Annotated in this window: 19 protein-coding genes and 2 pseudogenes; 12 read left to right on the top strand and 9 right to left on the bottom strand. The window is 58.2% G+C overall.

The window, feature by feature from the left end; translation table 11 throughout:
• The first annotated feature begins 13 nt into the window (after positions 1 to 13).
• The 6 genes and pseudogenes from OKW26_RS17370 (at position 14) to OKW26_RS17345 (ending at position 6,154) form a co-directional block, all read left to right on the top strand.
• Positions 14 to 816, top strand: a pseudogene (locus OKW26_RS17370) (SDR family NAD(P)-dependent oxidoreductase).
• Between the two features lie 226 nt (positions 817 to 1,042).
• The gene (locus OKW26_RS17365) at positions 1,043 to 1,813 is read left to right on the top strand and encodes an enoyl-CoA hydratase/isomerase family protein (RefSeq protein ID WP_429354516.1); all 771 of its coding nucleotides are present in this window, start codon (positions 1,043 to 1,045) and stop codon (positions 1,811 to 1,813) included.
• Positions 1,814 to 1,815: 2 nt separating this feature from the next.
• Positions 1,816 to 3,045, top strand: coding sequence for a CaiB/BaiF CoA transferase family protein (locus tag OKW26_RS17360; RefSeq protein WP_429354515.1), 1,230 nt, complete (start codon positions 1,816 to 1,818; stop codon positions 3,043 to 3,045).
• A 31-nt stretch (positions 3,046 to 3,076) separates the two neighbouring features.
• Complete coding sequence (gene fahA, locus OKW26_RS17355) at positions 3,077 to 4,405, top strand: fumarylacetoacetase (protein WP_429354514.1); 1,329 nt, start codon at positions 3,077 to 3,079, stop codon at positions 4,403 to 4,405.
• A 70-nt stretch (positions 4,406 to 4,475) separates the two neighbouring features.
• Positions 4,476 to 5,138 (top strand): OmpW/AlkL family protein, encoded by a 663-nt coding sequence (locus OKW26_RS17350; RefSeq protein ID WP_429354513.1) that lies wholly within the window; start codon positions 4,476 to 4,478, stop codon positions 5,136 to 5,138.
• Positions 5,139 to 5,236: 98 nt separating this feature from the next.
• Positions 5,237 to 6,154 (top strand): LysR family transcriptional regulator, encoded by a 918-nt coding sequence (locus OKW26_RS17345; RefSeq protein WP_429354512.1) that lies wholly within the window; start codon positions 5,237 to 5,239, stop codon positions 6,152 to 6,154.
• A 71-nt stretch (positions 6,155 to 6,225) separates the two neighbouring features.
• Here the strand turns inward: OKW26_RS17345 and OKW26_RS17340 are convergent, their stop codons facing one another.
• Entirely contained in the window at positions 6,226 to 6,705 is a 480-nt protein-coding gene (locus OKW26_RS17340; protein ID WP_429354511.1) for a tautomerase family protein, read from the bottom strand.
• A 192-nt stretch (positions 6,706 to 6,897) separates the two neighbouring features.
• Here OKW26_RS17340 and OKW26_RS17335 point away from each other — a divergent pair, with 192 nt between their 5' ends.
• The 3 genes from OKW26_RS17335 (at position 6,898) to OKW26_RS17325 (ending at position 9,419) form a co-directional block, all read left to right on the top strand.
• A complete protein-coding gene (locus tag OKW26_RS17335; protein ID WP_429355245.1) occupies positions 6,898 to 8,556 on the top strand; it encodes an acyl-CoA synthetase in 1,659 nt (552 codons plus the stop codon).
• Between the two features lie 126 nt (positions 8,557 to 8,682).
• Positions 8,683 to 8,910 carry an SDR family NAD(P)-dependent oxidoreductase gene (locus OKW26_RS17330; RefSeq protein WP_429354510.1) on the top strand — a complete coding sequence of 76 codons (228 nt, stop codon included), beginning with the start codon at positions 8,683 to 8,685 and terminating at the stop codon, positions 8,908 to 8,910.
• Between the two features lie 197 nt (positions 8,911 to 9,107).
• Positions 9,108 to 9,419 (top strand): hypothetical protein, encoded by a 312-nt coding sequence (locus OKW26_RS17325; RefSeq protein WP_429354509.1) that lies wholly within the window; start codon positions 9,108 to 9,110, stop codon positions 9,417 to 9,419.
• 246 nt (positions 9,420 to 9,665) lie between these two features.
• Here the strand turns inward: OKW26_RS17325 and OKW26_RS17320 are convergent.
• Both OKW26_RS17320 and OKW26_RS17315 read right to left on the bottom strand, forming a co-directional pair.
• Positions 9,666 to 9,872: pseudogene (locus tag OKW26_RS17320) on the bottom strand (transposase); the annotation flags it as partial.
• Between the two features lie 2 nt (positions 9,873 to 9,874).
• Positions 9,875 to 10,159, bottom strand: a complete 285-nt coding sequence (locus tag OKW26_RS17315; RefSeq protein WP_429354508.1) for a recombinase family protein — start codon at positions 10,157 to 10,159, stop codon at positions 9,875 to 9,877.
• A 22-nt stretch (positions 10,160 to 10,181) separates the two neighbouring features.
• Between OKW26_RS17315 and OKW26_RS17310 the strand changes: the two genes are divergently transcribed.
• Positions 10,182 to 11,144 (top strand): reverse transcriptase domain-containing protein, encoded by a 963-nt coding sequence (locus OKW26_RS17310; protein WP_429355244.1) that lies wholly within the window; start codon positions 10,182 to 10,184, stop codon positions 11,142 to 11,144.
• A 10-nt stretch (positions 11,145 to 11,154) separates the two neighbouring features.
• Positions 11,155 to 11,604: an HNH endonuclease gene (locus tag OKW26_RS17305; RefSeq protein ID WP_429355243.1), complete on the top strand. Its 450-nt coding sequence runs from the start codon at positions 11,155 to 11,157 to the stop codon at positions 11,602 to 11,604.
• Positions 11,605 to 12,135: 531 nt separating this feature from the next.
• Here the strand turns inward: OKW26_RS17305 and OKW26_RS17300 are convergent.
• From OKW26_RS17300 to OKW26_RS17275, 6 genes are all read right to left on the bottom strand, one after another.
• Positions 12,136 to 13,128 (bottom strand): IS5 family transposase, encoded by a 993-nt coding sequence (locus tag OKW26_RS17300; protein WP_090812378.1) that lies wholly within the window; start codon positions 13,126 to 13,128, stop codon positions 12,136 to 12,138.
• 1,183 nt (positions 13,129 to 14,311) lie between these two features.
• Complete coding sequence (locus OKW26_RS17295) at positions 14,312 to 14,761, bottom strand: MarR family winged helix-turn-helix transcriptional regulator (RefSeq protein ID WP_429354507.1); 450 nt, start codon at positions 14,759 to 14,761, stop codon at positions 14,312 to 14,314.
• 133 nt (positions 14,762 to 14,894) lie between these two features.
• Positions 14,895 to 16,115, bottom strand: a complete 1,221-nt coding sequence (locus OKW26_RS17290) for a CaiB/BaiF CoA transferase family protein (protein WP_429354506.1) — start codon at positions 16,113 to 16,115, stop codon at positions 14,895 to 14,897.
• Positions 16,116 to 16,128: 13 nt separating this feature from the next.
• Positions 16,129 to 16,908 carry an enoyl-CoA hydratase/isomerase family protein gene (locus OKW26_RS17285; protein WP_429354505.1) on the bottom strand — a complete coding sequence of 260 codons (780 nt, stop codon included), beginning with the start codon at positions 16,906 to 16,908 and terminating at the stop codon, positions 16,129 to 16,131.
• Positions 16,909 to 16,959: 51 nt separating this feature from the next.
• Positions 16,960 to 18,546 (bottom strand): solute symporter family protein, encoded by a 1,587-nt coding sequence (locus OKW26_RS17280; protein WP_429354504.1) that lies wholly within the window; start codon positions 18,544 to 18,546, stop codon positions 16,960 to 16,962.
• Positions 18,539 to 18,913 carry a DUF485 domain-containing protein gene (locus OKW26_RS17275; RefSeq protein ID WP_429354503.1) on the bottom strand — a complete coding sequence of 125 codons (375 nt, stop codon included), beginning with the start codon at positions 18,911 to 18,913 and terminating at the stop codon, positions 18,539 to 18,541. The genes OKW26_RS17280 and OKW26_RS17275 overlap by 8 nt, the downstream gene beginning before the upstream one ends.
• A 201-nt stretch (positions 18,914 to 19,114) precedes the next feature.
• Here OKW26_RS17275 and OKW26_RS17270 point away from each other — a divergent pair, with 201 nt between their 5' ends.
• Positions 19,115 to 20,047, top strand: coding sequence for a 3-keto-5-aminohexanoate cleavage protein (locus OKW26_RS17270; RefSeq protein ID WP_429354502.1), 933 nt, complete (start codon positions 19,115 to 19,117; stop codon positions 20,045 to 20,047).
• The last annotated feature ends 14 nt before the right edge of the window (positions 20,048 to 20,061 follow it).

The raw sequence follows: 20,061 nt of genomic DNA, 5'->3' as shown, positions 1-20,061 counted from the left end.
CCGGAGCTTTTAGATGAAAACCAAAGTGAATGGTTATGCCGTCGTCACTGGCGCCTCGGCCGGCATTGGCGCTTCCTACGCGGAGCACCTGGCGCAGCGCGGCTATGACCTGATCCTGATCGCGCGCCGCGCCGATCGCCTGAACAGGCTGGCTGCCGACATTACGAAAAATACCGGCCGCAAGGTGGAGACCATCGCGGCCGACCTGGCGAATCGCGCCGATCTACAGCGTGTCGAGGAACTGCTGCGCACCGACGCGCGCGTCTCGCTGCTCGTCAACAACGTCGGCCTCGCCGCAGTCACCCCGCTGCTCGACTCGAAGGTCGACGAGATGAGCCAGATGGTGACGCTCAATATCGACACGCTGGTGCGTCTGACCTATGCAGTAGCCCCGAGCTTCGTCAAGCGCGGCAACGGCACCATCATCAATATCGCGTCAGCGGTGTCGATCGGACCGGAGCAACTGAATGGCGTATATGGCGGCACCAAGGCATTCGTGCTGGCCTTCAGCCAATCGCTGAAACATGAACTCGCCGACAAGGGCGTACGCGTGCAGGCGGTCCTGCCGGGCGCCACTGCGACCGATATCTGGGCGAACGCCGGACTGCCGGTGGAAATCTGCCGAAGGAGATGGTGATGTCGACGGATGCGATGGTCGAGGCCGCACTCGTCGGCCTCGATCTCGGCGAGTTCGTGACCTCGCCCTCGTTGCCCGACATTGCCGAATGGGATGCGTTCGAAACCGCGCGCATCGCGCTTGCGGGAAAATTGTCGCGCGCCGAGCCCGCACAGCGTTATCACAAGACGACTGCCTGACGATTCGTCCGCTCACCAAGGTCTCCTCTTTCTTCATGCAGCCATGGCCGTGACGATCACCACGGCCCGAAACATCTACCGTGACAGTTTTGAACCTGCAATATCGGCGCGATCGGACATTGTGCGATGCGGGTGTGATGCGGGATAGTCTGCAGACGATCAGTTCGGCGCGGCGGGATCTTCGCACGCGCCGAACTGACGCAGAATCCCAACACGGAGACCCCACATGGCGTCCATCAAATACGCACGCGACGGTGCGGTAGGTGTAGTTTCGCTCGCAAAACCCCCGCAAAACCTGCTGGACGACGCGCTGATTGCCGATCTGATCAGCATTTATCGACAAGCGGTAGAAGAAGGTTGCCGTTCCATTCTTCTGCGCAGCGACATGCGTCACTTCTGCGCAGGTGCAGAACTACAGATGCTGCTCGACGGATCTGTCACGATACAACACGATCGGGAGCGTCTGTTCGAACTGTTCGACGTACTTGAGAACACACCGATCCCGACCGTGGCCGCGGTCCATGGCGGCGCACTCGGCGGCGGACTCGAGCTGGCCCTGACCTGCGACATGATTGTCGCCGCCGATACCGCCTACCTCGGCCAGGTCGAAAGCGTCGTGGGTCTGCTGCCGCTGCTGGGCGGTACCCAGCGGCTAGTGCAGCGCGCCGGCGTGGCGCGCGCCAAGGAAATCGCGATGATCGGCCGGCGCTACACCCCGCAGGCGTTCGAGCGCTGGGGCATCGTCAACCACGTGGTGCCGGAAGCCGAACTCCCGGAAGCATCGCTGTCACTCGCGCGTCAGCTCGCGGCCGCACCCACTGCGATCCTCAGGAACATCAAACGCCAGGCGAATCTGTGCGCCCAAGGCGGCATCGGTGCCGCCGACGCAGCGCAGATCGAAATCAATCTCGACGTATGGAAAGCCAAGGACCGTATCCGCGGCATCGAGGCGTTCTTCAAGACCGGCCCCGGCACCGCCGTATTCGAAGGAGATTGATCATGTCGGCACCGCTTCATGGACTCCGGGTGGTCGACTTCACCCGCGTATTGGCGGGTCCGCTCTGCACCAAGACCCTGCTCGATCTGGGCGCGGACGTGACCAAGATCGAACCTCCGTCCGGCGATGTCGGCCGGATGGGGATGCCGTTGATCGGCGACATGTCGGTCTACTACATCCAACAAAACGCCGGCAAGCGCAACCTCAGCCTCGACCTCAACTATGCCGAGGCTCGCGAGATCGTCGCGCAGCTTTGTGCGGAAGCCGACATCATCGTCGAGAATTTCCGGCCGGGCACGCTCGACCGTTTCGAGCTCGGCTACGAGCAGGTGCGCCAGTACAATCCGCGCGTGATTTACGCGTCCCTCAGCGGGTACGGCCAGACGACGTCGTGGAAGAACCGGCCCGCGTTCGCGCCGACCGTGCAGGCCGAATCGGGTCTCACCGACATCATCGAACAGCATTTCGGCGACGCGCTCAAGGAGGCACGCAACGATGCCTGTAGTCATGCGGATGTCTACACTGGTATGCAAGGCGTGATTGGCATCCTCGCGGCCCTGCAGCATCGCAACCTGACCGGCGAAGGCCAGCACATCGATGTTTCGATGGCTGCCACCATGCTCGCGGTCAACGAGCGGCTGGGCGCGCAACTCTCGGGCGTCGACACCGAAGGCGAGCCGACGATTCTCTCCGCAGCGGATTCGCATATTTATACCTTGCCGGACGGCACCCGTATCACCATCGCAGGCAGTCCTGTCTATACCCCGATGTTCATCCGCTATAGCGCGATGATGCGACGCAACGACCTCCGCAAGGACCCGCGCTACCAGACCGCGCTGCTGCGCCGCCAGCATCTGCAGACCCTCCTGGCCGAAATCCAGGCCTGGCTGGTCACCTTCGAGGATCTCGAACTCCTGCAGACACAAGTCAGCGAGGCCGGCCTCGCGATCGGTGTGATCCGCAGCGTCAACGAATTCGCCGAGATGGACTGGGTGTCCGAATGGGGCGCGCTGGTCAACGTCGACGATCGTTCGGGCAGCACCATCCGCATGCCCGGCGCCCCCTGGCATTTCAGCCAATCGACACTGCCCGGCCCCGGCATCCCCGCGTTTCAAGGCGAGCACAACGAAGCGCTGTTGCGCGAGCAACACGTCAGTGACGCCAGGATCGGCGAGCTCAAGGCGCGCGGCATCCTGCTCAGCCGACGCAACCCCTTGGGCGCTTTCGAATGATGACCAGCCTTCCGTTGGCAAGGAAACCGTTATGCATGAAGTGTTGAATCACACGCACGACGCCTCCGCACGAAGCTGGCTCGCTTCGGCGAATCAGACCGGATGCGATTTCCCGATCCAGAACCTCGCGATCTGCGTGTTCCGACCGAAAGGCGAAAGCGTGCCATATCGCGGCGGCGTGGCGATCGGCGACCAGATCGTCGATCTAAGTTTGCTATCCCAGGCAAGCCTGGCCGACGATGCTGGCCGCGTGGCCATCGCCGCCGGCGCGGCGCCGCAACTGAACGAGCTGATGGCCCTGGGCCCTCACGCCTGGCGCGCGCTGCGGCACACACTGTTCGCGCTCTTGCACGAGCAGGAAGGATCCGCTGTCGCGGACGCGGTACGCCGCTGCCTGGTCCCGGTCGACCAGGCGCTGTTCAAGCTGCCGGTACAGATCGGTGACTACACCGATTACTACACTTCGATCGAGCATGCGACCAATATCATGCGTCTGTTCGGGTCGGATGAAATCGGCGCGAACTTCCGCTGGCTGCCGCTCGCGTATCACGGGCGAGTCTCCAGCATCGATATCTCGGGACATACCTTCCACCGGCCCACAGGGCAGGTGTTTCCTGCGGGCGGAGCCGCACCAGAGGCCCGTCCGACCGCGAAGCTCGACTACGAGTTGGAGCTGGCCGTTTATATCGGACAGGGGAACCTGCGCGGCCAAGCGATTCCGCTCGATCAGGCGGAAGATCACGTGTTCGGTATCGGGCTGCTCAATGACTGGTCGGCACGCGACATCCAGTCATGGGAGATGAATCCGCTCGGCCCCTTCCTTGCGAAGAACTTCGCCACCACACTTTCGCCATGGATCGTCAGCATGGAAGCGCTCGCGCCATTCCGCAGCGCGCTGCCGCGTCGTGGCGAGGATCCTGCCTCACTGGCCTACCTCGACTCATCCCGCAATCGCGAATCGGGGGCGCTCGACATCCAGCTCGAAGTCTGGATGGAAACCGCGCATGCCCGCCGGGAAAACCTTCCGGCGACCCGGCTCTGCGCGACCAGCTTCCGCCATCAGTACTGGACCATCGCGCAAATGGTCACGCATCACACCATCAATGGCTGCAATCTCCGCCGCGGCGATCTGCTGGGTTCGGGCACTGTCTCGGGACCCGGTGCTCAGGAAGCCGGCGCGATGATGGAGCTCGCGCGTAACGGCGCAGCACCCGTGCGCCTGTCCTCGGGAGAGGATCGCGCCTTCGTGCAGGACGGCGATGCGATTACCTTGAAGGGTTACTGCGAACGCGCAGGTTTCGTGCGAATCGGCTTCGGCGAGAGCCGAGGCGAGGTAAGGCCCGCTCGAATGCTCGTCTGATTAGCTGTGCTGCGTGTCATTGACGACACGCATTCACTGTACTTTCAAATAAAAAGATTGGAGACAAAGAATGAACGCTTACTCGGCACCGGCGGAGTCGCCGGGGTATCGCTGCACGTATTCGAAACCTAGTCGTGTCGTCACGCCCTTCGTGACGGCCATCATAATCGGCTTGACGACGACTGCCCATGCTGACCAAGGCGATATCCTGGCGCGCTTCCGCCTGGTCAGCCTCGAACCGGTCGCTCAATCCACAGGCATACTCAACGCCATCGGCACGGGCGTCAACAACACGCTCGCGCCCGAAGTGGACTTTACCTATATGGCAACCAACCATATTGGTATCGAACTGATTCTGGGGAGTCCGCGCGTCTCAGTGACATCGAATCTCGGCGAGCTGGGTCGCGTCAGCTTGCTCCCCCCCACCCTCACGGCCGCATGGCACTTCAATCCCAACGGATTGATCAATCCGTATGTGGGCGCCGGCATCAACTACACGCTGCTATATAACAGCAACCTGAGCGCCGGGGGTCAAAAGCTCGAGATTACCCGTCACAGCTTCGGCCCGGCGTTCCAGGCCGGGGTGGACATTCGCCTCACCGCGCGGACCTTCTTCAATCTGGACGTGAAGAAAATCTATACGCACACCGATGCGACGCTGGGCGGTGCATCACTCGGCACCCTGAAAGTCAATCCATGGCTTTTCGGAGTCGGTGTCGGCATGCGTTTCTGACACGCGGCATTGGATAAACGCTAATCTGGAATGACGGCGCAGCGCCCTGACATCGAGCGCGGCGTCGCACCCATAGGGAAACCGAATAAGGAGCAGTCATGGAAGTCCGGCAGCTCATGCACTTCATAGCAATCGCGGAAACGGGCAGTTTCACCAAGGCATCCGAACGCGTCTGCCTCTCTCAACCGGCGCTGTCGGCCAGCATCACCAAGCTCGAGGCTGATCTCGAAGCGCAACTGTTCATTCGAAACCGCACCAGGGTCTCGCTGACCACCGCGGGGCAACGTTTATTGCAGGAAGCAAAAACAATTGTGAACAGCGTGTCGGGGCTCAAGAACTCCGTACAGCACGGTCCCACCTCAATTGCTCTGCGCATCGGGATTCACTGGACCATTCCGTCGCGTTATATCGCGCGCCTGATGAAGCAGTTCCAGGATCGGCACCCTGAAATCGCCGTCACTCTCACCGATGGCAACCGCGAAGATCTGATTACCCAGCTACGCTCCGGAACACTTCATGGCCTGATCCTCGGCGAGGACAGTAGCGTCACCGTGCCGACCTTCAATCCGCTGTTTCAGGATCGTTTCGTTGTCGCGACGCCGCAAGGTCATCCGTTCTCCTCGCAAGGCGCGGTTGCCGTCTCCGCGCTCAGCGAGCAACCCCTGATCCTATGTCGATCCTGCGAAAAGTACCCCGCGATTTTAAAAACGTTCGCGGATCGCGACATCAAACCACGCTACATCTATACGACCGATCAGGTCGAAGGTGCCTTGAATCTAGTGTCGGCGGGCGTTGGAATCGCCCTCGCACCGAAAACATTCAGCGCACCGGGCATCGCCATGATTGCGCTTCAGGATTTCGACATCACGCGGACCGTGGGTCTACAGTGGACCTCCAGTCAATCCCACGAGCATCTCGAAATCTTTCTCGGAGCGGCTAGGGAATACGATTGGACCGAGCGAAATTCGGCAGCATTTGATTCGCCGAAAACACGCGTCGAATCCGTTGCCGCGTGACCCAATTACCAGTGCCACACAGCATGCAGAAGCGGTCAGCCCTTGAGCAGCACTGACCGCAGCATGTACGACTACCGGTCGGTCAATCCCGGCCCTAACACCAGGTTCACCGGGATTTTCTCCGCCAGCGTGTAAGGGCTCGCGCGATTTTCCTCGACCCAGCGTTTTTCGGCCACTGATTCGAACGGCGGCGCCAATTCACCCTGCAGCGACCACAGATCGACCGGCGTCTCGTCGATCGAGATTTCCCAGTCGAAGCCCCGGTCCTTGACGTACGGCGCGATAGTCTCGTCAACCCCTCTCACCCAGAATTCGCGCAGGATCGGCCCCGGAAGCGTTCGGGCAATATGGTCGATCGAAAGTCGGACAAATTTGTCGTGCGACTCTCCCCCCACATAAAACGAATCGCTTTCCACTGCGTGAAAAAGCACGAGTACATAGAATTTTGGAATCGGAATACGAGCATATAGACCAGTAATCTTCTCCGACAATTCTTTCTTGTCCTTGGTCGAAAATGCGCCGACCGGATGGTAAACATTCCAAAGTGGCATCGCCTCTCTCCATTGATTGGAAAAACAATATTTAATTTCATAACCATTCTTCAATCCAATGGCTACTTAACCCACATATTCTTCCTCGATGAAATACGCGTCAAATCGATTCTATTTATATTCAATATCCATATCTTTTATCATAAAAATATTCCAATTCGCTACGATAGTGTTTCGCACCAAATATCTATAATGGTAGACACGCACGTGACCACATTAGAGAATGGCCTTGAACGACGCGACGCCAATTTCGTATCCCTGACGCCGATCGACTTTATCGTCAGAGCCGCCGAGGTTTATGCCGGCCGTACTGCCGTGGTCTACGGAGAGATTCGCCGCACCTGGGCGGAAACCTATGAACGTGTGCGCCGATTGGCCAGCGCCCTGGCAATGCACGGCATCCAGCCGGGCGACGTGATTTCGGTTCTGCTGCCCAATACGCCGGCCATGGTCGAAGCGCATTTCGGCATTCCCATGTCCGGGGCCGTACTCAGTACGCTAAATACGCGACTCGAAACCAGCGCCATCGGTTTCATGCTTAACCATAGCGAAACCAAAGCTATCATCGTCGATTCGGAATTCCTGCACCTGATCGGCGACGATGTGCTTGAAACACTGCGGCCGCTCGTGATCGTCGTCCATGACGAATTCGCCGCCGCGAAACACGATGCGCCGCATGGCGTGGATTACGAGCAATTCCTGACCGAGGGCGATCCGGCGTTCGACTGGGTACGCCCTCGCGACGAATGGGATCCCATCGCGCTCAACTACACGTCCGGGACAACAGGAAGACCCAAGGGCGTCGTGTATCACCACCGAGGCGCCTGCCTGGCTGCATTGGGCAACATCCTCGAGTGGGACATGCCGAAACACCCGGTATATCTCTGGACCTTGCCGATGTTTCACTGCAATGGGTGGTGCTTTCCGTGGGCAATCGCAGCGCGCGCCGGCGTCAATATCTGCCTTCGCAGATTCGATGTTGAGACAGCGTGGCGCCTGATCCGGGACGAGCGCGTGACGCATTATTGCGGAGCACCGGTGGTTCATAGCGCGTTGGCCGACGCGCCCGCCACGTGGCGTGAAGGCATCAGGCACCGTGTCTCGACCATGATTGCTGGCGCGGCGCCTCCTCCCGTGGTTCTCGCCAAGATCCACGGGATGGGATTTGATGCCATCCATACGTATGGCCTGACTGAAACGTACGGCCCTGCTGCAGTGTGCCCTCCGCAAGAAGACTGGAAGTCGCTTACCGAAGAGCAGACAGCAGACCTGACCGCCCGCCAAGGCGTCAGATATCTTCTGCAATCATCGCTGGCGGTACTAGACCCCGAGACACTCGAACCCGTACCCCGGGATGGTAAGACGATCGGAGAACTGATGTTCCGCGGCAACATGTGTATGAAAGGCTATCTGAAAGACCCCGACGCGACGGCACAAGCGCTGTCTGACGGCTGGTTCCGCACCGGCGACATCGGCGTCATCATGGATGACGGATATATCCGGATCAGCGATCGCAGCAAGGACATCATCATCTCTGGCGGAGAAAACATCTCCAGTATCGAAGTGGAGAATGTCCTTTATCGCCACCCCGCAATCGCCGCGGTGGCCGTGATCGCCATGCCAGACGAGAAATGGGGCGAGGTGCCATGCGCGTTCGTAGAGTTGAAGGAAGGAAAGTTCCTGACCGCCGAGGAAATCATCGCGCACTGTCGCAGCTTCCTCGCGGGTTACAAGGTACCCAAGGCCGTGAAATTCGATCGCATTCCCAGAACCTCGACCGGGAAAATCCAGAAGTTCGAACTACGCACCAGAATCGAACCTGCACAGGCTTCGAACTCCAAGCCGGATTGATTCCGACCTCGAACTTGTACCGGCGAGTCCCATACGGACACGGCGTATGAGTCACGCAACTGATTTCCCGAATCGAGGCGACTGCAATGACTCGAAGTTTGGCCACCCGAATCGCTATCGTCACCGGTGCGGGTTCCGGATCTGGGCAGCGACGTTCATGGTAATGGTGGCACGTCGGCTGCAACAGAAAATATAACGCGCGAGAGCGAAGCCATGGGCGGTGAAGCGTCGGCCAATTCGGCTTCAGTTACCAGCTTTGCCGATATCGAGCAGATGTTGGCTCAGACCGTCGAGCGATGGGGACGCGTAGATATTCTCGTCACTAACGGACGCATTCTTCGCGACAAGTCTTAGGCAAAATGACTTTGTCGGATTTTCGTGAAGTGTTGGAGGCCCATCTGATGGGCGCTGTCCATTGCACAGAAGCCGTGTGGGATAGGATGCGCGAGCAACAATACAGGCGCATCGTAATGACAGCATCGTCGACGCGCTATACGGGAAAATCCGCCAAGCTACTGTAACTACGGAGCGGCGAAAATGGCACCGTGGTGATGGATGACGCGGAGGTCGCAGCCGAAGCAGTGGTCAGCGCCGGCGCATTCGTGCCGGCGCGAGCGAAACTGCCGCCGCGCGCTTTGGCGGTCGGCTCGCCGGATAAGGGGATCCGATCGTTGAGCGACGAAGACGTCGCGCGGAAGCGGGAAGGCACAGCGAACTATCATGAGTTGGCCCGTCGCTCGTTACGGTCGCTCAGCGAAGTGTCGCCGCTGACCGCCGTTCCGACCAACAGAAAGCGCCTCGAATTTCTCGAGGTCCGCACGATGACCGATCGGGGCAGGCATTCAAACAAGCCGTCGAACTAACAACGCATCGTTATCAACTGGTTGCTAGTTTCGTGACTGTGCGGCTCGCAGGACGCCGGCGACATTCACGAACCTGCTAAGCAGGATGGATAGTTGTGAAAAATGACGTCTAGCGGGTTGATCAACAGGACAATATCTTCAGGAATGCAAATATAAATGGCGTAATTGTTCATGGCGCTGCGCCATTGATGAACTGCGTGCCCTGGGATGAAGCTTAGCAGTAGTGGCGCAGGTTGATCATCGTATACCCGTGCTGGCGAAGCGCTCGATGGGGCCGGTCTCCAGCAAGAGGACGGTCGCAAGTGTCTGGCCGATGCCCGGCACCGTCGTCAGCAATGCATAGTCGGGATTCGGTGCGACCTTTTCCTGAAGACGCTTTTCCACGACCTTGATCTGTGCGCACAGCGTTGTGATGACCGCGACGTTGGCCCGGAGCGCGAGTGCGACGTCGTCGGTCACCAGTCGGAGTTGTTGCGCGCCAGACGCGAGACCTCGAGGCCGAGAATGATGCCGACGTGCCCGAGCGCGACTTCGGCGGTCATACGGGCAAAGCCGCTACGATGCGCGGCGCTGGCCCCCGAGAGTCCCAGATCCTCGTCGACCACACTGACCTGTTGCTCGCTCCAGCCGAGGGCTATGGCGCGTTGGGCGAGTGCGTACTGGCGCAGTGTCGACTCACGATTGTGCTCGACCTGGCTGGCACTGGATTGACGGATGTAGACGAATGCGGCGCGCTGCAAATGGCTGGGAGCGATCTTGAGGGTGATCGAGCCGACAATCGATCCGGTATTTCATCCGGATTCCTACGGATACCGGCCGGGCAAGTCGGCGAAACAGGCGATTGCCGTGACGCGAAAGCGTTGCTGGCAGTACGACTGGATTGTTGAGTTTGACATCAAGGCGGCGTTCGACCAGATCGATCACGCATTGTTGATGAAGGCCGTGCGAAGCCACGTCAGGGAGGACTGGATCCTGCTGTATATCGAGCGGTGGCTGACTGCGCCGTTCGAGACTACGGACGGAACCCGGTTGCCACGGACGCGGGGCGTTCCGCAAGGCGGAGTGGTCAGCCCGATCCTGATGAATCTGTTCATGCATTATACGTTCGACCGCTGGATGCAGCGCACCTATCCTCAATATCCTTTTGCGCGCTATGCCGACGATGCGGTGGTTCACTGTCGCAACCAAAGGCAGGCGGAATTCGTGATGCAATCCATCGCATCTAGGCTGGAGGAGTGTGGATTGACGACGCATCCTGAGAAATCAAAGATAGTGTATTGCAAGGATGGGAGTCGCACCGAGGTCTATCCGCATGTGCAGTTCACGTTCCTCGGCTTTACGTTCAGGCCGAGGAGGGCTCAGAGCAAGCAAGGCCGGCTATTTACCAGCTTCCTGCCGGGAGTGAGCAATGATGCCTTGAAACGTATGCGACAGACCGTGCGAGGGTGGAAGCTTCATCGACAAACGCCGAAAACGCTTGCCGATTTGGCGCAGCGATGCAACTCAACGACCTGGGGCTGGTGGAATTACTATGGCGCGTTTTATCAGACGGCAATGCACAAGCTCTTTCAGTATCTTGATCGCCGGCTTGAGCAATGGGCTAGAAGGAAATACAAAACACTGTTGCGGCACAAGCAGCGCAGTGCGGAGTGGCTCAGCAAGATGAAGAATAAATGTCCACGGATGTTTCACTACTGGCAGGTCTGGGGAGGCAGGGTTGGATGACAGGAGCCGTATGAGGCGAGAGTCTCACGTACGGTTCTGCGAGAGACTCGGGGTGAAACTCCCCGGGTCTACTCACCAGACCCGGGGCGCCCGGAACTGGATATTTGCCGTCACAGAAAAACAAGAAGATGGAACGCAACGAGAGCTCACCCTACTACAAGAATCTGATACGCCAATCCAGCGGCATATCAAGATCAGAGCCAACGCCAATCCGCACGACCCAGAATGGGAGCATTACTTCGAGTCCCGATGGGCCACGAAAATGCAGAACTCATCAAAAGGCCGTGCGAAGCTTTACCGCGTTTGGCGAAGGCAGGATGGCGTGTGTTCGGCCTGCCACGAACCCATTACAAAGGGCCCCCCATGGGATGTTCGTCATATTGTGAAGAGAGCCGAGGGCGGGTCGGATGCCGCAGGCAACCTTCAGATGCACCATCTCAATTGCCGTAGAACTCATTAGTCTGCCGAAAATACAGTTGTGAAGCCGGGTGTCGAAAGATGCCTTTGCAGAGGCTTGAGCCGTGTGGATCGAAAGACCCATGCACGGTTCTGAGGGGGCTGGACGCGGGTGACCGCGCTCAGCTACCCGACAACCTGCGCCACTACTGCTAAGCTTCATCCCAGGGCACGCAGTTCATCAATGGCGCAGCGCGCCATGAACAATTACGCCATTTATATTTGCATTCCTGAAGATATTGTCCTGTTGATCAACCCGCTAGACGTCATTTTTCACAACTATCCATCCTGCTTAGCAGGTTCGTGAATGTCGCCGGCGTCCTGCGAGCCGCACAGTCACGAAACTAGCAACCAGTTGTCGGCTACAATTATCGTCGTCCGAACTTACGCCGATTCGCTACCTAGGGAAGCGCTGATCAATGGACCAACTGCCCAAGTTGCAGACGAGATGCCGTCGAATTTTCCGGATGACGAAGCGAATCGATGCTCAACTCGGTGAATTGGACGCGCAAACGAGGCTCCCTGCTCGCATTTTTTATACGCATGACGGATTGCTCCCATGGACCGATCGCGACAGATTTCGCGCAATCACCAGATTCGCAAGAGCGAACAGGCTGAACAGTTGCGCGGTGTTCTTGGCCAAGCCCTTGTATCGCGTCTTGCGATGGTGAAACAGGTTCTTGACGATATGGAATGGATGCTCAACCCGCGACCGGATCTGCGCCTTGGTTCGCTCGACCGCGATCACCAGGTTCTTCAGCGCCCCGTCCTGCATCGCCTTGATCTTTCCCCGCTTGGCAGCGACGTGCCACTTCACGGTCTTGCCCGCCATTTCCTCGCGCTTGTCTACGCCAATGTAGCCCGCGTCGGCGAACGCCTGCTCTTCATGTCCGTGCAGCAGGGCATGCGCTTGCGATACATCCGACACGTTGGCCGATGTGCCAACCACACTGTGGATCAGGCCCGAATCGGCATCGACGCCAATGTGGGCTTTCATTCCAAAGTGCCATTCGTTTCCCTTCTTCGTCTGATGCATTTCCGGGTCACGACTCTTCCCGGCGTTCTTGGTCGACGGCGGCGCTTCAATGATCGTTGCGTCAACCAGCGTGCCTTCCTTCATCATCAGCCCACGCTCGCACAGCGAGATGCCAATCTCGTCGAACAACTTCCGTGTCAGTTCGTGTTCGATCAGCAGGCGCCGGAATTTCAACAGCGTGGTCGCATCAGGCACGTTCTCAACTGCCAGATCGATGCCGGCGAAGGCTCGCAGCGCGATGCTGTCATACAGCGCGTCTTCCAGTCCTTCGTCCGACAGCCCGTACCACTGTTGCAGGAAGTAGATTCGCAGCATTCGCTCCAGGCCAATCGGCGGGCGGCCTCGCGTGCCCTTCGGATAGTGCGGCTCGATTGCCGACAGCAAGCGCTGCCACGGAACGACCTTCTCCATCTCGGCGAGGAAGCGTTGGCGCCTCGTCACTCGCTTCTTGCCTGCAATTTCCGCTTCGGCGAAGCCGATCTGCCTCTTCATCAGTGTGAGTCTGTTCCGTGAGTTGCCTTCTATAACGTCCTCAGCTACGCCAACGATGACCACCGAGCTGAATAAATCAGCGCTTCCCTAGGAGCAATGCGTAATCTTCCGCGCGGAAACTATTTATCGAGGTCGGCGTCGAAAGCGCCTCGGCGGTACGGCTCGCGGCCATCCGTCCTCGTCGAACCCGGCCGCAAATGCTGCCTATTGTTGGAAACGAGAGCGGCGGAAAGCAAATCCGGACGCTGCCCAGTGTTTCGCCGTCCCGGCTCACGCTATCCTACTGCGCCTCGCCGACGCCTCGTTGATACGACCAGATATCCAAAGGGACTATATCCACAATCAAGGGATAGATCACGTCACGAAAGATCTCAACGGCCGGCAGGGGCCGATAGGCGATAGTCCGCTCAACGAGGAGTCCGTTGGCGTCATCTAGTAATACTTCGATACTCTCGATAGAGCGGTCCTGGATGCTACCTTGCCATCTCAGTATTGTTGTCACGGAATCCACGCGATATTCAGCTACATACCTACCTCCGACACCTCGAGCGAGCGCGGAGGCAGCAAGCACAGCCGAAACCAGCTCTGCCCCGACGAGCGGTCGAACCAATATTGGTGAGTTAAACACGACGCCATCCGCGAGGATTGGCTTGATTTTCTCTGCACTATGGATTCCGGATTCCCGGAGCGCCCTCAGTGGATGCATACGGCCCCCATTTCTTTTGCTTCGCAGCTGCGCCGCGCGTACCCGTTCGGGCGTCGTAAGCCTTTCGACACACAATCATAAGATCGCCTCGATCTCAGGAATGGTCAATACGTAGCGCTACCTAAGCTCGAATAGCCTAGGCCAAACCACCCGGTACAGTCCCTGCCCTAGGAGATCCGAAGCATCGGCGATTGGCCAAAACAGTAGGCGCGGCAAGCGTTCGGTGACCTGTGAAGCTTGCAAAGGCGGGATGATAAGCGAATCCGTCTGAGGATACTTATCACCGGGCGAAAACGGGCGCAGGCAGCCCGCGTGCGCATTGGCCTGGTCACAAGCAGGAGGATCCGTAGTAGCGGGCGAGATCGCCGCCGCAAATCATTATAAGGACACCGCGCACACACCAGACGCCGTCATCGGCTTTTACTGAGCCATGGAACGGCTGGTAGCCAGCACGCGTCAAAAGTCGAAGAACAGCATTCAACCAAGCATGGTCTCGTTCTCCGCAGACAACTCCCGCCCTACACCCACAATTCTTTTCAGAGTGTCGCGTAGTTCTTTGGCTTCGCGCTTACCCAGTTTCTGCTCAAACCGCTGGTGCACGCTTTCCCACAGGGGCAGTGCGCGAGCCAGGACCTTTCGGCCCGCTGGAGTGACGCTCACCAGTCTCTCACGCCGATCTTCACCAACGTCAATCCGTACGAGGCCTTCGCGTTCGAGCGGCTGCAAGTTGCGTCCCAGTGTCGTGCGATCCATTGCCATGAGGTCTGCCAATTCACTCACCGAAATCTCGCCCACAGCCGACGCGCGCGACAGCATGGAAAATTGCGTCATGCGGAGTCCACTTGGCCTGAGCACCTCGTCATACGCGAGCGAAAGGGCACGCGTTGCGCTGCGTAAGAACGAGCAGTTACATTGAAGCAATTCCATCGGGCCTCTCCGGAAGATTTTTGTAGAAGCCAGTATACGCGCATATGCATCTTGTTATGAATATAACAAGATGCATACCAAAGATCGGGAATCCCCCGCCGTGCGGCACAGAGACTCGCTCGTGGGTTAGCGACTACTGCGCGACCGGTTCGTTCGTCATGACGTTCCGGCTAACCAGTTCATCGATCTGTTCCAAGCTGTAGCCCAGTTCCCAAAGCACTTCGCGGTTATGCTCTCCCCGGAACGCGGGAATGCCGGGATGCTCTAGTTCATTGGCTGAGAATCGCCAAGGCTTCCCTGGCACGCGTGCGATGCCGCCAGAGCGGTCATCGATTTCTTCGGTCGCACCCCACCACTGCGCCCACTCGGATTCGGCAAAATCCTTGATGTCTCGGACCACGCCGAACGCCAGCTTTGCCTCATCCAGTTGGGCATCCAGCGTCGCGAGGCTGTCGAACGTAAGGATCCAGTCCTGTACAATTTGATGAAAGTCGGCGAGATTTTTTTTGCGCAGTTCTGCCGTCAGAAAGCGTGGATCGCGTGCCAAGTCCGCGCGCCGCATCGCGCCAATGTAGAGAGGGAAGGAAAGGCTGGCGACAACGCTCGTAGCGATCGTGATCTTCTCCCCAGTGCTGGTCCGGAAGAATGGCGAGAACGACGGACCAAGCGCCGGAGGTTCCGCGCCGAGATCCGCGTCCGACAAGTCGACGTGCACCCGTTCATTAATGGCCAGCATCGTGGCCGCCATCGCCACATCGATATGCTGGCCCTCTCCCATGATGCTGCGGCGATGCAAGGCGGCAAGCACTCCGATAGTCGCCTCGAGTCCGGTGTAAATATCGGCATGCGAATAGGGATCGTGACGGTCCTCCGCGAGATCCTCGCCCAGATGCGAGAGGAACGTGGAAGTGAACCCCGACTCGGCATGCACGGTCGGCGCATAGGCTGCACGGTGCGACAGCGGACCGCCTTGACCATATCCGCTGATGGAGACGTAGATGAGTCTCGGATTGATTTGACGCACTGACTCATAGTCCAGACCGAAGAACGCCAGTGTCCCGGCTCTGAAGTTCTCAACTAGAATATCTGCTTCACTGATCAGCTTCCGCGCAATTTCCCGGGCTTCCGGGTAATTCAGGTCAAGGCTGACGTTGCGCTTTCCAGCGTTCTGCTGGATATAGTAATACGAGATCGAGTTGTACTGCGGCAGCGCCGAACGCGAGATATCCGGCCTCGGCGGCTCGACCTTAATGACGTCGGCACCGAGGTCATGCAGAGTCTTCGCGCAGTGCGGTCCCGCAAGCACGCGCGAAAAGTCAACTACCTTGATGCCTGAAAGTGGCCCCTTGCTCATGTCATCCTCGTCTTTAGTTTCCCTCGAAGACCGCACTGCCGGGTCCCGTCGTTGCAAATGCGTCCAAACCGCGTTGAAGGTCAGCCGTCCTGTATATGGGATCAGAGATATCGGCCATTCCCTCGTCCGCTGCTCGCATGCCATTGTTGCTGTAGATCGAGGCGAGCCGCTTGGTCGCAGCATGAGCGACAGTCGGACCAGCCGCAATCTCGCGAGCAATCGACATGGTCACAGTTTCGAGCTCAGCGTCCGGAACGACGCGATTGATAACGTTCCAACGCTCGAGCGTCCCCGCGTCATGCCTACGGGCGAGCAAAACGATTTCTTTGGCTCGAGCCAGGCCCACACGGTCAATCAGACGCTGTATGCCGCCCATGAGCGGGTGCAGTCCGAGCGTCGCTTCGACCAAGCCCATCTTCGCGGATGCTGCGGCGATAATCAGGTCTGACGCAAGTGCAATCTCGAAGCCACCGCCGACGGCGAGACCGTGGACAGACGAAATGATCGGGATCGGAAGTTCGTCAAAGGTGCGAAGTACACTGACGAAGTCAACGTCATTACGACGCGCGCCTGCGTTCTCGAAAAGCGACATTTCCGCTCCGGCCGAAAAATGTCGCAAACCGCTCTTGATAACAACCGCTCGCGCCTTCTCGGTCCCGGCACGCTTCAGATTCTCGACCAACGATTCTGACAGCGTTTTGCCCACAAGATTATGCGGGGCAAACTGCATCGTGATGACGGCAACGTCGCCGTCTTTCGCGAACCGGATCGGTTCGGTTGTGGATGAAGTCATCTTGTTTCCTTAGTAGATAACGTGTAGTTGAGTGCCACGGGGGTACTGGCGTTAGTGCTGGACCGCCTCCTCAGCACCGTACCCACTAAGCATCCGCAGCTGCTGCTCTTCGAAGCTATATGCAGACGTTTTCTGCGAGGTTATCAACGAAACCAGCCAGCCAGCCACAAAACCGCATGGAATGCTGATAATCCCCGGGTTGGCGAGAGAACTCAGTGGCGTAGTGGTCTTCAGCACCAGCCCATGCGCGCCGATCACGGCTGGCCCGACGAGAACCAGTCCAATCGACGAGAGAACGCCGACAACCACGGCCGCTACGGCTCCAGCATCCGTGAAACGGCGCCAATAGAGTGTCATTAAGATGACGGGAAGATTCGCGCTTGCAGCGATGGCAAAAGCAAGTCCGACGAGAAACGCGACATTCAATGACTTCACTGCTAGTGCTAGGCAGATTGCGACTACACCGAAAGTCACCGTCGCCACCTTCGCTACGAGGACCTGGCGCTTGTCTTGCGCGTCGGTGCGGAACACTAGCATCGCAAAAATGTCGTGGGCAATCGTCGATGCAGACGAAATCATAATGCCGGACACAACTGCAAGGATCGTCGCAAATGCAATCGCCGAGACACAGGCGAGCAACATTTCCCCGCCGAAGGATCCCACGCCGCCGCCCAACGTGACAGCGAGCAGCGTTATCGCGCTGTTACCTGCCTTGTTTGATTGGAGGATCGACTGCGGACCGACAATCGCACATGCAGCAAAGCCGAGAAGACAAACCATGATCGCGAACGACGTCATGACAACAAGTGCAATCTTTGCCGAATGCCGGGCGTCAACCGCCGACGGTACGGTGTAGAAACGTGTCATGACGTGCGGAAGGCCGGCCGTTCCTAGCGCAAGTGCAATCGCGAGCGAAACAGTGTCGACAGGATTCTTCAGATACGCCCCGGCGATTAGATAATGGTCAGGATGCAAAGAGGAGGCTTTGGCTTTCGTTAACATCGCCCCGACGTCGAACGAGAAGTGTGCGAGCGCCAGCATGAGCAACAAAGCTGCCGCGGTCCATACGAGGATGGCTTTGACAATCTGTACATACGTCGCTCCGACCATGCCGCCGAATAGCACATAGGCAATCATGAGCACGCCGATGAGAATCACTGCTGCGTCGGTGCCAATCGGTAACAAAAGACTTGCAAGCGCGCCGGCACCCACCAGCTGAGCAAGCAGATATGCCAAAGCTATGAGCAGCGACGATACCGCAGTCGCTCCACGGACAGATGCAGAAGGAAGGCGCAGAGCGACGACGTCCGACAGCGTGTACTTTCCGCAGTTACGCACCGGCTCGGCGACGATCAGCATAATCATCAGCCAACCCACGATAAACCCAACCTGATAAACGAGACCGTCGGACCCAAACAGCGCCACAAGCCCCGTTACTCCGAGGAAGGACGCGGCGGACATGAAGTCACCAGAAATCGCAAGTCCGTTTTGCATGGGCGTCAGATTGCGCCCTGCAACAAAGAATCCAGCCGCTCCCTTTGATCGACGCGAAGCCCAGCTTGTCAGCAGCAGGCTGAGCAGAATGAACGCGGAAAATGCCGCAATCCGGACACCCCCGCCAGACGCGAAATTAGACATGTTGACCTCCGGGACGGGCGTCCTGGGCAGCGAGACGCAAAGATGCGGCGCGGGCGTCGAACTTGGCTGCCGCCCACGTACAGTAGGCCCAGAAAGCAACCACCGCCACAAGTAGCTGCACGCACACCGCTGCCAGACCGATGTTCACCTCACCGTACAGAGACTGGCTCATCGCATCCGGTGATGACAGCACAAGGATCAGCAAACCGAAGTAGATGGCGAGCGACCCTGCAAGCAGCGGCCAGACGAACCGGTTTCGCGCCTTGGCGAGTTGCCAGGTCTTCGCAACGATATCTGCGGACTCTTCCACACCTCCTGCTGATTCGAGTCGATCGAACTCAAGATTTCCAAGCTCTGTGGGGTGCATCTCTGCCTCCTTGCCTCAATGTTTTCGTGACGCGCTGAATCTCTTGCGCTGCGTCCCCAGTGTCCGCGTTGTCCTCGCGTTAACACCGTTGACAATGCGAGTATATACACGCAATATCCCGTCATCAAAGCAATTCGCATTACTCGGTGTAAACACCAACATGAACCTGCGCTGTCAGGTTGAGATCAATCAGGAGCCGTCATGAAGAAGCAACGTAAGGTCATCGTCACTTGTGCAGTGACGGGTGCAATTCACACCCCTACACTGTCCGACTATCTGCCGTATAGGCCAGAGGACATTGCAGAGCAGGCGATTGCCGCCGCAGAAGCAGGCGCCTCAATCCTTCATCTTCACGCTCGCGATCCACAGACCGGAGCCCCCACCGGCAACCCCGAGATTTTCGCGAAGTTCCTGCCTGTTATTAAGGAACGTACGAATGCCGTCATTAACCTGACGACTGGCGGCAGTCCCGAAATGACCGTTGAGGACCGGCTTGCGGCGGCACTCAAGTTCCGTCCGGAAATGTGTTCGCTGAACATGGGGTCCATCAACTTTTCGATGCACCCGCTGGTTGAGAAAATCTCGGAATGGAAGTTTCCGTGGGAAAAGGAATACCTTCTGGCCAGCGAGGCATTCATCTTCCGCAACACCTTTCGTGACATCGCGCGCATCTATCAATTGATGACGGACCATGGCACTCGCTTCGAACACGAGTGCTATGACATCGGGCATCTCTATAACCTCGCCTACTTCCTCGATAAGGGACTGGTCAAGCCGCCCCTTTTCATCCAGAGCGTGTTCGGCATTCTTGGCGGTATCGGCCCCGATGCGGACAACGTCGTATTCATGCGACGCACCGCAGACCGGCTTTTTGGTGACGATTACGTCTGGTCCGTTCTCGCTGCTGGCCGCCATCAGATGCCCGTGGCAGCCCAGTCCGCTCTCATGGGTGGGAACGTGCGGGTGGGGCTCGAAGATAGCCTGTATATCGAACGCGGTCAGTTGGCAAAGAGCAACGCGGAGCAGGTGACCAAGATCAAACGCATGCTAAATGAATTTTCCTTGGAAATTGCTACGCCGGATGAAGCAAGGGCGATGCTCGATCTGAAGGGTGCAGACAACGTTAGCTTCTAAGCGAAGCACCGCGT

It is taken from the genome of Paraburkholderia sp. 32 (assembly GCF_050435345.1).
GTDB lineage: Bacteria > Pseudomonadota > Gammaproteobacteria > Burkholderiales > Burkholderiaceae > Paraburkholderia > Paraburkholderia tuberum.
The sequence above is the reverse complement of the archived record's forward strand: the minus strand, read 5'-3'. Positions and strand labels throughout refer to the sequence as shown.

Bases quoted from the DNA above. Each gene is read 5' to 3' on its own strand.
- OKW26_RS17295 (WP_429354507.1), bottom strand. From the start codon at position 14,761: ATGGAATTGCTTCAATGTAACTGCTCGTTCTTACGCAGCGCAACGCGT.
- OKW26_RS17345 (WP_429354512.1), top strand. From the start codon at position 5,237: ATGGAAGTCCGGCAGCTCATGCACTTCATAGCAATCGCGGAAACGGGC.
- OKW26_RS17270 (WP_429354502.1), top strand. From the start codon at position 19,115: ATGAAGAAGCAACGTAAGGTCATCGTCACTTGTGCAGTGACGGGTGCA.
- OKW26_RS17365 (WP_429354516.1), top strand. From the start codon at position 1,043: ATGGCGTCCATCAAATACGCACGCGACGGTGCGGTAGGTGTAGTTTCG.
- OKW26_RS17360 (WP_429354515.1), top strand. From the start codon at position 1,816: ATGTCGGCACCGCTTCATGGACTCCGGGTGGTCGACTTCACCCGCGTA.
- OKW26_RS17350 (WP_429354513.1), top strand. From the start codon at position 4,476: ATGAACGCTTACTCGGCACCGGCGGAGTCGCCGGGGTATCGCTGCACG.
- OKW26_RS17335 (WP_429355245.1), top strand. From the start codon at position 6,898: ATGGTAGACACGCACGTGACCACATTAGAGAATGGCCTTGAACGACGC.
- OKW26_RS17280 (WP_429354504.1), bottom strand. From the start codon at position 18,546: ATGTCTAATTTCGCGTCTGGCGGGGGTGTCCGGATTGCGGCATTTTCC.
- OKW26_RS17285 (WP_429354505.1), bottom strand. From the start codon at position 16,908: ATGACTTCATCCACAACCGAACCGATCCGGTTCGCGAAAGACGGCGAC.
- OKW26_RS17300 (WP_090812378.1), bottom strand. From the start codon at position 13,128: ATGAAGAGGCAGATCGGCTTCGCCGAAGCGGAAATTGCAGGCAAGAAG.
- OKW26_RS17325 (WP_429354509.1), top strand. From the start codon at position 9,108: ATGGATGACGCGGAGGTCGCAGCCGAAGCAGTGGTCAGCGCCGGCGCA.
- OKW26_RS17340 (WP_429354511.1), bottom strand. From the start codon at position 6,705: ATGCCACTTTGGAATGTTTACCATCCGGTCGGCGCATTTTCGACCAAG.
- OKW26_RS17290 (WP_429354506.1), bottom strand. From the start codon at position 16,115: ATGAGCAAGGGGCCACTTTCAGGCATCAAGGTAGTTGACTTTTCGCGC.
- OKW26_RS17275 (WP_429354503.1), bottom strand. From the start codon at position 18,913: ATGCACCCCACAGAGCTTGGAAATCTTGAGTTCGATCGACTCGAATCA.
- fahA (WP_429354514.1), top strand. From the start codon at position 3,077: ATGCATGAAGTGTTGAATCACACGCACGACGCCTCCGCACGAAGCTGG.
- OKW26_RS17305 (WP_429355243.1), top strand. From the start codon at position 11,155: ATGAGGCGAGAGTCTCACGTACGGTTCTGCGAGAGACTCGGGGTGAAA.